We start from the raw sequence: 14,261 nt of genomic DNA, 5'->3' as shown, positions 1-14,261 counted from the left end.
GACAACCGCCGGGTCCGGGGAGATGGTTGGCCAGGGCTGTACGTACACAACGCAAAAGGGTCGCGACGTACACAACGCAAAAGGGTCGCGGCACCAGTGGCGGATACCGTACCCCCGTATCTCGGCTGTTCGAAAATTTCGAGGTTTGCATCAGCCATGGCAGCAGAGCGGGAGCACGGTCCTCTCACGAGACCCGAAACCCCCTGTGATCAGCTGAGTTTCAGTCCCCGGCCGATGATCTCCTTCATGATCTCGGTCGTACCGCCGTAGATCGTCTGGACGCGCGAGTCCATGTACGCCCGGGCGACCGGGTACTCACGCATGAAGCCGTAGCCACCGTGCAGCTGGAGGCAGCGGTCGATCAGGTCGATCTGCTCCTCGGTGCTCCACCACTTCGCCTTGGCGGCGTCCTCGACCGAGAGGTCGCCGGAGTTCAGCAGGTTGATGCAGTGGTCGACGAAGACCCGGACAGCGGTGGCCTTGGTGGCCAGTTCCGCCAGCACGAACCGGGTGTTCTGCTGCGCGCCGATCGGCTTGCCGAACGCCTTGCGGTCGCGCACGTACTGGATGGTCTGCTCCAGCACGGATTCCATTGCGGCGGCGGCGACTACGGCGATCGACAGCCGCTCCTGGGGCAGGTTCTGCATCAGGTAGAGGAAGCCGTGGCCCTCCTCGCCGAGCAGGTTGGCGGCCGGCACCCGGACGTCGGTGAAGCTGAGCTCCGCGGTGTCCTGCGCCTTCATGCCGATCTTGTCCAGGTTGCGGCCGCGCTCGAACCCGGCCATACCGCGCTCGACCACCAGCAGCGAGAAGCCCATGGCGCCCTTCTCGGGGTCGGTCTGGGCGACCACGATCACCAGGTCGGCGTTGATGCCGTTGGTGATGAAGGTCTTGGCGCCGTTGAGCACCCAGTCGTCGCCGTCGCGGACCGCGCGGGTCTTGATGCCCTGCAGGTCCGAACCGGTGCCGGGCTCGGTCATGGCGATGGCGGTGATGATCTCGCCGGAGACGAATCCGGGCAGCCAGCGCCGCTTCTGCTCGTCGTTGGCCAGCTTCAGCAGGTACGGCGCCACGACATCGTTGTGCAGCGTGAATCCGAGACCGCTGAAACCACCGCGGGTGGCTTCCTCGGTGACGATCGCGTTGTAGCGGAAGTCCTCGACCCCGCCGCCGCCGAACTCCTCGGGCACGTCGGTACCCAGGAAGCCCTGCTTACCGGCCTCGAGCCACACCTCGCGAGGGACCAGGCCCTCGTTCTCCCACTCCGCATGATGTTCCGCGACATGCTGGTCCAGGAACTTACGGAACGATTCCCGGAACAGTTCGTGCTCGGGCTCGAAAAGCGTGCGCTTCACGCAGGTCCTCCTTGTGACGACATCGGCACTCAGCCTCGATACAACTGTATCGGAAATCCGAATCGTTGTTAACTTAGACCGACGGGAAGGCGCCCGAACAGGCAATGGACCGGCTCAGCGGAAATCGGAACCGAGAGTTCCGCTGAACCGGCCCGTCGCCGACGAGGAAACGAACGGCGCTACTTCGGCGCGGCGAGCGCCTGCTGCACCCGGCCGACCAGGGTCCGGCCCCGGTCCCGGTCGCGTTCCCGCAGCAGGAAGTCGATCTCGTCGGCCAAGGCCTTCTGCGCGATCTCCTGCAGCTCCTCGGCGGCCGCGTCGAGATCCTCGGCATCGGCCCACGGTGTGGTGTCGATCGGCTCGGCGGCCGAGTAGTACAGCCGCTCCGGCTCGGGCAACACGGTGGGCCCGAAACCACGGATCAGCGGCGGCGTGAGGCTGGTACGTAAACCCAACGCCCGCACCGTCATCCGCAACGGCGCCATCAGTGGATGATGACTGTCCAGCACCACCTGGTACAGATCGTCGCCACCCACCATGGCGATCGGCACGATCGGCGCCCCGGTCTCGATCGCCATTCGAGCGAACCCGGCCCGCCCCTTCCAGTGCAGCTTGTACTTGTCCTCGGACTTGCGGCGCAGCGCCTCACGCCCGCCACCGGGGAACACCAGCACCGCCTGACCGTCCGACAGCAACGTCCGGCAGTTCGCGCGACTGCCGCGCACGCCGCCCAGCATGTGCACGAGCTGGCGGGCGCCCGGCACCATCAGCACGTTCTCCGCCAGACCGCGCGCCACCCGGCCGTGCCGCTGCAGGATCTCGTGCAGCAGGACCGGCGCGTCGACCTGCACCGACAGTGTGTGATTGCCGACCAGCAGTACCGGCCCCTCCGCCGGTATCCGGTCGAACCCGAAAAAGCGCGGCGCATGCCACATCCGCATCGGCGTCAGGATGGCGTCGACGACCCGACGCTCCAGCTCACCGTACGAAAAACGCAGCGACGCACCGTCGCTCAACCCTGCACCCAACTCGGATTCCGTCGTACCCCCGACGGAATCGATCCCCCTGCTCATCGGCATACCTCCACGTTGTGAACCGATACGTCTTCGGCCGGAGGCGACTGTGACCCAGCACCACACATGGTAGCGAAATGAGCTGCGTCACACAGGATGAGGTTGCTGTCAGGGGTGATCTTCCGCAATTTCTCCGGCGTGCGCGTATGCGGCGAGCGGGCCCGCCAACGCCCGGGGAACCAGGGCGCGCAACCGGGTACCGCCCTCCTCGTGGGCCGATTCCACAATGCGGCCGTCGGCGTGGATGCGGGCCAGCAGGTCGCCCCGCGAGTACGGCAGCAGGATGCTGATCTCCACGTCCAGACCGCCCAGGATGCGCGCCAGCCGGTCACGGAGCTCGCCGAGCCCCTGCCCGGTGCGGGCCGAGACGAACTCGGCGTCGGGCAGCTGCCCGCGCAACTGGGTCAGGCCGGTCGGATCGAGCGCATCGATCTTGTTGACCACGAGCAGTTCGGGCGGCATCACCGCGTCCTGCTCGCGCACGACCTCGGTGATCACCTCCCGCACGGCCTTGATCTGCTCGAACGGCAGCGGATCGGAACCGTCCACCACGTGCAGCAGCAGGTCCGCGCCGGTGACCTCCTCCAGCGTGGAGCGGAACGCCTCGACCAGCTGGGTCGGCAGGTGCCGGACGAAGCCGACGGTGTCGGTGAACACCACTTCGCGGCCGTCGTCGAGCGCGGCACGGCGGGTGGTCGGGTCCAGGGTCGCGAACAGCGCGTCCTGCACCAGCAGGCCGGCGCCGGTCAGCGAGTTCATCAGGCTGGACTTGCCGGCGTTGGTGTAGCCGACGATCGCCACCTGCGGTACCCCGCTCGAGGTGCGCTTGGCCCGCTTGGTGTCGCGAGCGGTCTTCATCTCGCGAATCTCGCGGCGCAGCTTGGCCATTCGTTCTCGAATGCGCCGCCGGTCGGTCTCGATCTTGGTCTCACCGGGACCACGCAGACCCACACCGCCGTTGCTGCCGGCGCGGCCACCGGCCTGCCGGGACATCGACTCACCCCAGCCGCGCAGCCGGGGCAGCATGTACTCCATCTGGGCCAGCGACACCTGCGCCTTGCCCTCGCGGGAGGTGGCGTGCTGGGCGAAGATGTCCAGGATCAGCGCCGTCCGGTCGATGACCTTGACCTTGACGACCTTCTCCAGCGCGGTCAGCTGCGCGGGCGTCAGCTCACCGTCGCAGACCACGGTGTCGGCGCCGCTGTCGAGCACCACACCGCGCAGTTCCTCGGCCTTACCCGAGCCGATATAGGTGGCCTTGTCCGGCTTGTCGCGGCGCTGGATCAGCGCGTCCAGGACCTCCGAACCGGCGGTCTCGGCCAGCGCGGCCAATTCGGCCATGCTGTTCTCGGCCTGCTCGGTGCTGCCGTCGGTCCAGACTCCGACCAGCACCACGCGCTCCAGACGCAGCTGCCGGTACTCGACCTCGGTGACATCGGCGAGCTCGGTGGACAGACCCGCGACGCGGCGCAGGGCGGCACGTTCGTCGAGCTGCAGCTCACCGACCGTGGGCGCGGCCGACCAGCCGTCACCGGACTCGGCGGAGTCGGTCTCACGGTCGGTGTCGGCGGCGTCGTCCAGCTCGTCGGCGGGGGTGAACTCGAATGATTGCGGTTTCCTCATATGCCACCATCGTCCCACGTGCCGACGCCGGCCCGCATCCGAGTTATCTCTGGGCGGACACGCACGGCCGGCCCGCCGAGTTGTTTCCGCGCAGGCAGGCCCCCGGCCTGCCGAGCCGATTACGCGGTGAGCGGTAGAGCACCGACCGGCTCGCGACGGCTATCGGTCGCCCTCCCACCACGCGCCCGCGAGCCGGCCCGTCGCGACCAGCTCGGACGGCCCGCGCAGCCAGGCCTCACCGGCCTCGATCCCGACCGTGACCTCACCACCGGGCACGCGCACCCGCACCGAGCCCTTGTCCTGGGCCAGGTCGAAACCGCCGGCGGCCAGCGCGGCCGCGGCCGCCGCCACCGTGCCGGTACCGCAGGAGCGGGTCTCCCCGACCCCGCGCTCGTAGACCCGCATGTCCACCGCGCCCGGCCCGCCCGGCTCGTCGCGCAGCGCGGTGAGGATCTCGATGTTCACCCCGCGCGGGAACATGGCCGGATCGAAACCGGGCGACACCGTCAGGTCGAGACCCGCCAGGGCCGCCGCGGTCAGCTCGGTGTCCACGCACGCCAGATGCGGGTTGCCGACGTCGATCCCGATCCCGGGCAGCGCGCGGCCCTCGAGCGTGGCCACCGAATCACCCAGTACCCGAACGGGTCCCATGGTGACCGTCACCTCCCCGGCCACCGGCCCGGCACTGTGCACGACCACCGGGCGCGCCCCGGCCCGGCTGCCGACCACGAACTCGCTACCGCTGTGCAGCCCGCTCGCCACCAGATAGTGCGCGAAGACCCGCACCCCGTTGCCGCACATCTCCGCGATCGAGCCGTCGGCGTTGCGGTAGTCCATGAACCAGTCGGTGGGGTCGATCCCGTCCGGCACCTCGGCCAGCACCCCGGCGGCCACCAAAGCACCGGTGCGCGCCACCCGCAGCACACCGTCGGCGCCGATCCCGCGCTGCCGGTCGCACAGCCGGGCCACCCGGTCCACCGTCAGATCGAGCGCCGCCTGCGGGTCCGGCAGCACCACGAAGTCGTTCTGGGTGCCGTGTCCCTTGCTGAACTCGATATCCGCGCTCACCTGTCCCATGTGCTCCACGATCTCATCCGGCCGGGAAGCGGCCGGGGTCAGCCCTGGCGGCGGCGCGCGATCTCGTAGAGCGCCACCGACAACGCGCACGGCGTCGGCAGGCCGGCCACGACCGGCAGGTGCACCACGTCGTCGCAGATCCGGTGCCAGGTCTCGCCCAGCTCGTCGCCGACGACCAGCACCGTGGCGGCGTTGAAGTCGTACGCGGCGATCTCGCGCGGACCGGCACCGTTCGCGTGCGGGTCCGGATGCGCGGCCGCCACACCGACCAGCGCCATGGCCTGCCCGGCGGCCGCCCGCTCGGCCCGGTAGGCGGTGACCGCACCGGCCCCGGAGACCCGGAACACCGGCAGCGCGAACAGCGCACCCGCCGAGGCCCGCACACACTGCGGGTCGTACAGGTCGGCACCCGACCCGCTGACCACGACCGCCGCCGCGCCGAACGCCTGCGCGGACCGCAGGATCGCACCCAATTGTGCTGCGCCGGTGGGTCGTTCGACTACCACAAGCACCGGCGGCTCGGCCGCGTCCGGCACGAAACCGGCCAGCGTGTACTGCCGCGTGTGCGCCACCGCCACCAGATCCGGCACGCCGTAACCCGGTTCGGCGAGATCGGCCATCACCTCGGGAACCAGTCCGACACTGGGCAATCCGCTGCTGTCCAGCGTCTCGCGCGCCCACGACGACAACCCGCCCAGCCGGTAGACCAACCGCTCGATCGGCCAGCCGTGCGCGATCGCGGCGGTCAGCAGCTCGTGGCCGTGGATCAGGAACCGGCCGTCGCGCTGGCGGCGGCTCCGGTTGGTGAGATACGCCTGCCAGTCCCCGACGGCGGCGCTGCGCGTTGTCACTGCGAATCCCGTTTCTCGTGGGCGGTGGTCCGGGAGGCGAGGTGGGCGAGCGCGGTGGCGCACAGGGCCGGATCGGCACCGTCGAGCCATCGCACCCGCGGATCCCGGCGGAACCAGGACCGTTGCCGCCGCACGTAGCGGCGGGTGCCGATCAGAATGCGCTCCCGAGCGTGGTCCAGATCGTATTCTCCGTCGAGGTAGGCGAGGACCTGTGCGTAGCCGATGGCGCGACGCGCCGTCTGCCCGTCCCGCAGGCCGTGGTCGAGCAGGCCGCGGACCTCGTCGACCAGTCCTTGGGCGAACATGAGATCCGTGCGCCGGGCGATCCGGTCGTCGAGCTCGGCGGTATCCCGGTCGACGCCGAGAACGACTGTACCCCAACGTGGTTCACCGATCTGCGGCTGCGACGCGGCGAACGGGCGGCCGGTCAGTTCGACCACCTCGAGCGCCCGCACCATGCGCCGCGCGTCGGTCGGCAGGATGGTCTGCGCCGCAACCGGATCCGCGTCCCGCAATGCTGCGTGCAGCGCCGTCACGCCGCCGTCGGCCAGCACCGCCTCCCAGCGCGCCCGCACCGCGGGATCGGTTGCGGGGAAATCCCATTCGTCCAGCATCGCCTGGACGTACATCATCGAACCGCCCACGATCACCGGCGTGCGACCGCGCGCCCGGATCGCCTCGACGTCCGCGACCGCCGCGGCCTGGTACGACGCCACCGTGGCCGTCTCGGTGACATCGAGCACGTCGAGCTGGTGGTGCGGGATCCCGCGCCGTTGCGCGAGCGGCAGTTTCGCGGTACCGATGTCCATCCCGCGATAGAGCTGCATGGCGTCGATATTGACGATCTCGCCGTCGAGCCGCTCGGCCAGATCGAGGGCCAGATCCGACTTCCCGGTGGCGGTCGGCCCGATCACCGCGACAGGTGTGGTCACCGCGCGCCCCCCGGCCACCATTCACCCACGTGATAGCCGACCCCGAACGGCGCTGCGGCATAACCACTCTCGACCCGCGGCTCGGCCGGGTCGGCGTCGAACAGGCCGTCGAGCACCTGGTACGCGGCCCGGCCCGCCAGCTCCAGCTCGGCACACAGCGCCGGATCCAGCGCGCGCAAAGCCGCCCGGTCACCGGAGCACAGCGCACGATCCAGGTCCCGCTGGACGGCCGGTGCCCGCTCGTCCAGGTACCCGGGGGCCGCGGCGGTCAGAGTGGCCGCGCCGTCGGCGACCACCAGGACACCGTCCGCGCCCGGCCGGCTGTCCAGCTCCGCGCGCAACCGGGCACCCAGCTCCCGGCACCGGGCCGGCGGCGTATCCGCCGCGACGATCCGGGCCCGAGCCGTGGCCGCGGGCGCGCAGATCTCCCGCAGCCAGCCGCCCAGCAGCACCGGCAGCGGCAACGCGGGATCCGGGTCGGCCGTCGCGTCCGCCGACAGCCCGACCCGCACGTCAGCGCCGAACCCCCGGAAGGTCCCGACCGCGTCCGCTTCGACGACCCGGTCGTGCTCACCCACGCCCACCACCGTCCACCGCTGCGCGGCCTCGGCCAGCGTCGCCCCGGCACGCAGGACAGCGGCCCGCAACGGCGGCACCTCGGCAGCCGGATGGCCCGGTTCGCGGTCCGGGCTGCCCCCGCACAGCTCCGGCACGAGTACGGGCGGCGACGGAATCAGCACGGCTACTCGCAACACCCGGTCCACCGTAGTCGTCCGCCGTCGCGCGCAGACCCGCGCTGTGTTTTTCGGCATCCGGGCCGTACACGCGGCGTCTATGACCACAGACGGACGCATCGGACACCACCGCGAGCGCACCTCCGGCACACCCGCTCGGGCCTGCGCGTACCCGATTCCCGCGCCCGGTTTCGGCCCACTACCACGAACGGAGGGTGCGCCGCCGGGGCAAGACCACGCAATTCCGTCGCCTGCCTGGTTGAATGAGGTGAGCAGTCGGCGATGAGCAAACGTCTGGTCCGATCGGCGGTGGGACACACGAACGCGGTGTGACCACGCAGGCCGCCCGGATCGACCACAGATACAGCGTAACCAGGCAGCCGTGACGCGCGGCAGGGACGAGGAGCACGGATGAGCGACAACAGCGGAACCGACAAGTCCAACCGTCCGGAGCGGAAGCCGGCGGAAACGACCGGTACACCGGGTGCGCGTGCCACTCCCGCCGATGCCGCCGGCCGACCCGCGGCGCCGAAGCCGGGTGCCCCCAAGCCCGGCGGCGGTCCCCGGCCCGAGGCACCGAAACCGCACGCCGTCAAACCGGCCCCGGTCGCGGCCACCGACCACCCGCACCCCGTCGTCGTCCCCACCGTCAGCGACCCCAGTCAGTGGGGCCGGGTCGACGAGGACGGCACGGCCTGGGTGAAGACCGCCACCGGCGAGCGGATCGTGGGATCGTGGCAGGCCGGTGACGCCGCCGAGGGCCTCGCGCACTTCGGCCGCCGCTTCGACGACCTGGCCACCGAGGTCGCGCTGCTGGAGGCCCGGCTGGCCGCCGGCACCGACGCCCGCAAGACCAAGGCCGCCGCGCTCGCGCTGTCCGAGTCGCTGCCGACCGCGGCCGTGATCGGCGACGTCGACGGGCTCAGCGAGCGGCTGCGGGCCATCGTCGAACACTCCGACGAGGCCGCCGCGCACGCCAAGGAAGAGAAGGAACGCACCCGGCACGAGCACACCGAGCGCAAGGAAGCGCTGTGCGCGGAGGCCGAGCAGATCGCCGCCGACTCCACCCAGTGGAAGGCCGCCGGCGACCGGCTGCGCGAAATCCTCGACGAGTGGAAGACCATCCGCGGCGTCGACCGCAAGGTGGACGACGCGCTGTGGCGGCGGTTCTCCAAGGCCCGCGAGGCCTTCAACCGCCGGCGCGGTGCCCACTTCGCCGAACTGGACCGGGAACGGGCCGCGGCCAAGACGCGCAAGGAAGAGCTGTGCGTCCAGGCCGAGGAATTGTCGGCGTCCACCGACTGGGCCGGCACCGCCGCGGTCTTCCGCGACCTGCTGACCGAATGGAAGGCCGCCGGTCGCGCACCCCGCGAGGCCGACGAACAGTTGTGGCGGCGGTTCAAGGCCGCGCAGGACGTGTTCTTCGCCGCCCGCAACGCGGCGGTATCCGAACGCGATGCCGAGTTCGACCAGAATGCCGCCGCCAAGGAAGATCTGCTGGCCGCCTTCGAGAGCCGCATTCCGGCGCAGATCGCTCCGGAGGCACTGGAATCCGCCCGCCACGCCCTGCGCGAGCTGCAGGAGAAGTGGGACGCGCTGGGCAAGGTGCCGCGCGAGCGTATCCAGGAACTGGAAGGCAAGCTACGCACGCTGGAGAAGCGGGTCCGCGACGCCGCCGACACGGTGTGGCGCCGCACCGACCCGGAGGCGATGGCCCGCGCCGCGCAGTTCCGGGAGCGGGTCGCGCAGTTCGAGGAGCAGGCCGCCAAGGCCCAGGCCGCCGGTCGCACCCGCGACGCGGAAAAGGCACTCGAACAGGCCAAGCAGTGGAAGGAATGGGCCGACGCCGCCGAAGGTGCCGTCAGCCAGCGCTGAATCAGGCACAGTACCGCGAACGGCGCCGGGCATTCCGCCCGGCGCCGTTCGTGTTGCGCGACAGCCTTATTCGTCGCCCTGCTGGTCGTCCTTGTCGCCGAACAGGAAGCGGCGGTTGCGCTCCTCGGCATCGGCGGCCGCCTTGCGGCGCTCCTCTTCCGCGGCGAGCTGCAGCGCGGTGCGGCTCCAGATCACCTTCAGCCAGTGGAAGGTCAGGAAGATGATGCCGAGCACCGCGATGATCAAGCCGATGCCCGGCCCGGCGCCGCGATAGTCGCCGATCCCGACCGTCTGACGGTGCCAGATCGACAGCACGCCGAACACGGTGCCGACCGCGGTACCGGCCGACGCCACCCAGGCCATCGTCCAGCGGCGGGTGACCAGCGCCAGCGACGAGACCAGGATCCCGAACAGCACCACCAACCACTCGAAGACCCGCGACGGCAGCCCGATGTGCTCGGCGACCGCCTTGTCGTCGTAGAACAGCACGTCCAGGCCGCGCGCGCCGCCGGCGTGCGGCAGCACCAGGGTCAGCAGCAGCACGAACACCGCACCGGCCACGAACATGGCCCGGTACCCGGGGTCGATCTCGCCGGCGATCTTGCGTTCCACGGCCTCCAGATCGCCGCGGAACTGCTCGAACACCTTCGATTGGTCGCCGTTCATGTTCTCCTCGTTCGACTCACCGGGCACTCGATCGTCCTCATCGTCCATGGCGCACCACCGCGATCATCATGCGCTGCAACCGGATTCGCAGCCGACGGCCGAGACCGCGGGCGCCGGTGCGCCGATCGAGGGCAGGCCCAGACCGACGCCGATCGGAGCGGTCTTCGGAGTGATCCCGGCCTCGTGCGCGTCACCGGCCCGGGTGCGGCGGTGACTCGAGATCGGAGCGTCGGCGATCAGGTGGTGCGGCGCGGCGGCGGTCACCTCGACGGTGACGACGTCACCCGGGCGGATGTTCGCACCGGCGGGCTGGAAGTGGACCAGGCGGCCGTCGCGGGCACGCCCGCTCATCCGGGCGGTCGCCGCGTTCTTCTTGCCCGCGCCCTCCGCGACCAGCAGCTCGACCTCGGTGCCGACCAGCGCCTGGTTTGCTTCCAAGGAGATCTGCTCCTGCAGGGCGATCAGCCGGTCGTAGCGTTCCTGCACGACCGCCTTCGGGATCTGGTCGGGCATCGTCGCCGCCGGCGTGCCCGGGCGGATCGAGTACTGGAAGGTGAAGGCGCTGGTGAACCGGGCCTGCCGCACCACGTCCAGGGTCTCCTGGAAGTCCTCCTCGGTCTCGCCCGGGAAGCCGACGATGATGTCGGTGGTGATCGCGGCGTGCGGCATGGCGGCCCGCACCCGCTCGATGATGCCGAGGTAGCGGTCCTTGCGGTAGGAGCGGCGCATCGCCTTGAGCACCCGGTCCGAACCGGACTGCAGCGGCATGTGCAGCTGCGGGCACACATTCGGGGTGGCCGCCATCGCCTCGATCACGTCGTCGGTGAACTCGGCCGGGTGCGGGGAGGTGAAGCGGACCCGCTCGAGTCCCTCGATGGTGCCGCAGGCGCGCAGCAGCTTCGCGAACGCGCCGCGGTCACGCTCCTCGTCCGCGGACGCGAAGTTGACGCCGTAGGCGTTCACGTTCTGCCCCAGCAGGGTGACCTCGGACACGCCCTGCTCGACCAGCGCCTGCACCTCGGCGAGCACGTCGCCGGGTCGCCGGTCGACCTCCTTGCCGCGCAGCGCGGGGACGATGCAGAAGGTGCAGGTGTTGTTGCAGCCCACCGAGATCGACACCCAGCCGGCGTACGCGGACTCCCGCTTGGCGGGCAGCGTGGACGGGAACGCCTCCAGCGACTCCAGGATCTCGACCTGGGCTTCGGCATTGTGCCGGGCACGCTCGAGCAGGGCGGGCAGCGAACCGATGTTGTGGGTACCGAACACCACGTCGACATAGGGCGCCTTGCGCACAACGGTGTCGCGGTCCTTCTGGGCCAGGCAACCACCGACCGCGATCTGCATACCCGGACGCTCGGCCTTGAGCGGGGCCAGATGACCGAGGGTGCCGTACAGCTTGTTGTCCGCGTTCTCCCGGACCGCACAGGTGTTGAACACCACCAGGTCCGCGGTCGTGCCCTGGTCCGCCCGGGTGTACCCGGCGTCCTCGAGCAGGCCCGACAGGCGCTCGGAGTCGTGCACGTTCATCTGGCATCCGAACGTGCGCACCTCGTAGGTGCGCGCCTGGTCGGGAACGGGGCGTGCGGCGGCCGGACTGGACGAATTCACCGGTCCAGGGTATCGGCTGCGCCGAACCGCCCCGCTGCCGGACCGCCGCCTCCGGCTCGCACCCGTGACCCGCGTCGCATCTGCCGGTCAGGGCCGGCGCGGGCCGCGCAGAATCCGGTCGATCCGGCCCTCGGACACGCCCGCGCAGCGGGCCCGGTCGGCCAGTTCGTCGCGGATCCCGCCGAGCTGGTCGAGCATGCCGGAGGTGACGGCCAGCGCATCCAGCGGCGCCAGCGGGGTGATGAGCGCCGCGGCCTGCCGGTACCGCTCGGCCCGCTCCAGGTCGCCTGCCACCGCGGCCGACGTGGCGGCGGCGCTCGCGGTCCGATGGTCCTTGTAGTCGGCCCACACCGCGGCCATGGCGGGCCAGCAGTTCCAGAGTTCGAGCAGCGCGAGGCAGTTGCGGCGCTCGCCCGGATCCGGTGCCGGTATCTGGCGGGTGCCGAATCCGGCGAACACATCGGCCACGAGCTGGGCCCGCTCGGCGTCGAGCACCGCGCTGAGTTCGACGTTCACCGCGAGCGCTTCGACCGCGGTGCACGGCACGGTCACCCAGCCCGGCGGTGTGTCCCCGCCGGAACCGGCCAGGTGATCGGCCCAACGGGCAAGCAGCCCTTGCCATCCGGCCAGCGGTGGCGCGCTCGTGGGGTCGCAGCGGCGGTGGCTGCGCCGCCCCCAGCCCTCAGTCGTCAAGGCCGTATCCGTTGTAGCTCTGGGGTTCACCGAAGACGGCGAACAGGTCGACGTGATCGACGCGGTCGATCGGATCGTCGGGGGTCACCGTCGGCGGTAACCGGCGCAGCGACGCGAGCGCGCGTTCGGCGTCGTTCTTGGTGCGAATGACGTAGGTGCCGCTAGGAAACGGGTCGTGGCCGGGGAGCGGGTCGGGCACCACGGTGGGGCCGGCCGGATCCCGGCGCGGCAACACCGCGCCGCCACCCATGCGTAATGTCCTGGTGGCGTTGGCCATCGGCTCCCACGAGCCGGTGGACAGCGCCGACGCGCGACCGCTGCGCGCGGCCGGCGCGGCGGGTGGTTCGGCGGGCGGCTGCGGCGGGACCTCCATCGCCCGGGCGATCGCGGCACCGTAGCGGCTACTGGCCGCGTCGTGGATGAGCACCGCGACCGCGGTCATCATCGGGGCGATGGCGTGCAGCCCCGCGGTCGACCAAAGATGTTCGGTGGCAGCGGGATACACGGTGAGGGCGATGGTCAGTGCCAGCAGCGCCAGCTCCGCGGCCGCCACCTTGAGCCGGTCCTCCTCGACGCCCCACGGCGCGGTCTGGTCGCGGCCGACCATCACGATCACCAGGCAGGCGGCGACCATCGCCTCGATCAGATAGCTGAACCAATAGAGCGGATCGTCCGGCCCCGCGGGAGCCAGATTGCGCTGCACCGTGACCGCGGACCACATCAGGCCCGCCACCGCTACCGCGATGAGCACTCGCGCCGACCAGGTACGATGTCGGTACAGCGCGGTCAGCACTTCGGACCCAGCGTGCTCGTGCGAGATTGCCTGTTCGTCGCGCATAAGGCTCCCAAAAAACGGGTAATCGTGAATGATTTCACCGAACTTCGGTAACGCTCCGATTCATGGTGCCAGTTTTCTGATGAGTTGCCAGGCTTCTCGGCAATAAACCCGCCGATGAACTCAAATCAGTCCGAATTGTCGCGAACCGCAGGCAGTCCCACGGTCCCGAGTGCGATGCATCCGATTTTCGTGGCGGATTCTACTGCGCCACACAATTGCTGACGACAAACCAGTCGGTCTTGCCTGATCAGTCCTGTTCGGCGAGCCGGGCATCCAGGCCCGCCCGCACCACCGGCCAGTCCTCCACCGTCACCGCGAACAGCACCGAATCGCGGACGGTTCCGTCGGCCCGGCGGAAATGCCGCCGCAGCGTGCCCTCGTACACGGCACCGAGCCGCGCGATCGCCTGCTGCGAACGATGGTTGCGGACATCGGTCTTCAACTGCACCCGGCCGGCGCCGAGCACCTCGAAGGCATGGCCGAGCAGCAGGCGCTTGGTCTCCGGGTTCACCGCCGTCGCCCACACTTCCGGGCGGTACACCGTGTACCCGACCTCCAGCGCGGCATTGTGCACCTGAACATCCAGGTAGGCGGTCATCCCCGCGATCGACCCCGCGCGCAGGCCGGCCACCGGGCGCCGCAGGCGGACCGTCCACAGCTGCCAATCGGGCTGCGCCACACGCTGTTCCAGGTTCCGGACGAATTCCGCGACGCTCCCCGGGCGTCCCGGCACGTGCGCCCACACCCGGTCGTGGTCGAGCGCGGTGAACAGTTCGGGTCCGTCGGCCCGCGGATCGAGCGGGCGCACCGTCACCGTGTCACCGGCGAGTTCGATTCCCGGCTCGACCGGCCAGCGCATCGCCGGCCACGGCGACTCGTCCGGGCGGGTATCCGGACGCGGTTCGAAACGGTCGGTGGAAACGGGACGCATCCCCC

13 protein-coding genes are annotated in these 14,261 nt (G+C 70.4%); 1 reads left to right on the top strand and 12 read right to left on the bottom strand.

Annotated features, from left to right (window positions below; genetic code table 11):
• Positions 1–209 precede the first annotated feature (209 nt).
• The 7 genes from EBN03_RS29455 to EBN03_RS29425 form a co-directional block, all read right to left on the bottom strand.
• The gene (locus EBN03_RS29455) at positions 210–1,355 is read right to left on the bottom strand and encodes an acyl-CoA dehydrogenase family protein (protein WP_122191420.1); all 1,146 of its coding nucleotides are present in this window, start codon (positions 1,353–1,355) and stop codon (positions 210–212) included.
• Between the two features lie 179 nt (positions 1,356–1,534).
• Positions 1,535–2,428 (bottom strand): lysophospholipid acyltransferase family protein, encoded by an 894-nt coding sequence (locus EBN03_RS29450; protein WP_122191491.1) that lies wholly within the window; start codon positions 2,426–2,428, stop codon positions 1,535–1,537.
• 108 nt (positions 2,429–2,536) lie between these two features.
• A complete protein-coding gene (gene hflX, locus EBN03_RS29445; RefSeq protein ID WP_122191419.1) occupies positions 2,537–4,051 on the bottom strand; it encodes a GTPase HflX in 1,515 nt (504 codons plus the stop codon).
• A gap of 159 nt (positions 4,052–4,210) precedes the next feature.
• Complete coding sequence (gene dapF, locus EBN03_RS29440; protein ID WP_122191490.1) at positions 4,211–5,107, bottom strand: diaminopimelate epimerase; 897 nt, start codon at positions 5,105–5,107, stop codon at positions 4,211–4,213.
• Positions 5,108–5,166: 59 nt separating this feature from the next.
• Positions 5,167–5,979 (bottom strand): TrmH family RNA methyltransferase, encoded by an 813-nt coding sequence (locus EBN03_RS29435; protein ID WP_233608717.1) that lies wholly within the window; start codon positions 5,977–5,979, stop codon positions 5,167–5,169.
• A complete protein-coding gene (gene miaA, locus EBN03_RS29430; protein ID WP_122191417.1) occupies positions 5,976–6,932 on the bottom strand; it encodes a tRNA (adenosine(37)-N6)-dimethylallyltransferase MiaA in 957 nt (318 codons plus the stop codon). The genes EBN03_RS29435 and miaA overlap by 4 nt, the downstream gene beginning before the upstream one ends.
• Positions 6,908–7,666: a class III extradiol ring-cleavage dioxygenase family protein gene (locus EBN03_RS29425; protein WP_122191489.1), complete on the bottom strand. Its 759-nt coding sequence runs from the start codon at positions 7,664–7,666 to the stop codon at positions 6,908–6,910. Before EBN03_RS29425 ends, miaA begins: the two co-directional genes overlap by 25 nt.
• Before the next feature lie 390 nt (positions 7,667–8,056).
• On the opposite strand from EBN03_RS29425, the gene EBN03_RS29420 reads away from it, so the two are divergent.
• On the top strand, positions 8,057–9,520 hold the full coding sequence (locus EBN03_RS29420) for a DUF349 domain-containing protein (RefSeq protein ID WP_122191416.1): 1,464 nt from the start codon (positions 8,057–8,059) through the stop codon (positions 9,518–9,520).
• A gap of 66 nt (positions 9,521–9,586) precedes the next feature.
• Here EBN03_RS29420 and EBN03_RS29415 read toward each other — a convergent pair whose 3' ends face one another.
• The 5 genes from EBN03_RS29415 to EBN03_RS29395 all read right to left on the bottom strand — a co-directional run bounded on the left by EBN03_RS29415 (position 9,587) and on the right by EBN03_RS29395 (position 14,256).
• The gene (locus tag EBN03_RS29415; RefSeq protein ID WP_122191415.1) at positions 9,587–10,234 is read right to left on the bottom strand and encodes an Rv2732c family membrane protein; all 648 of its coding nucleotides are present in this window, start codon (positions 10,232–10,234) and stop codon (positions 9,587–9,589) included.
• An 18-nt stretch (positions 10,235–10,252) separates the two neighbouring features.
• On the bottom strand, positions 10,253–11,794 hold the full coding sequence (miaB, locus tag EBN03_RS29410; protein ID WP_122191414.1) for a tRNA (N6-isopentenyl adenosine(37)-C2)-methylthiotransferase MiaB: 1,542 nt from the start codon (positions 11,792–11,794) through the stop codon (positions 10,253–10,255).
• Positions 11,795–11,881: 87 nt separating this feature from the next.
• A complete protein-coding gene (locus EBN03_RS29405; RefSeq protein ID WP_147471749.1) occupies positions 11,882–12,487 on the bottom strand; it encodes a hypothetical protein in 606 nt (201 codons plus the stop codon).
• Positions 12,477–13,325, bottom strand: a complete 849-nt coding sequence (locus tag EBN03_RS29400; RefSeq protein ID WP_122191412.1) for a hypothetical protein — start codon at positions 13,323–13,325, stop codon at positions 12,477–12,479. Before EBN03_RS29400 ends, EBN03_RS29405 begins: the two co-directional genes overlap by 11 nt.
• 247 nt (positions 13,326–13,572) lie before the next feature.
• Complete coding sequence (locus EBN03_RS29395) at positions 13,573–14,256, bottom strand: GNAT family N-acetyltransferase (RefSeq protein ID WP_122191411.1); 684 nt, start codon at positions 14,254–14,256, stop codon at positions 13,573–13,575.
• Positions 14,257–14,261: the final 5 nt, after the last annotated feature.

Origin of the sequence: Nocardia stercoris (assembly GCF_003696265.1) — a bacterium.
Classification (GTDB): Bacteria; Actinomycetota; Actinomycetes; order Mycobacteriales; family Mycobacteriaceae; genus Nocardia; species Nocardia stercoris.
Note: the sequence above shows the minus strand (reverse complement) of the source record. Positions and strands in the feature narration are given on the sequence as shown.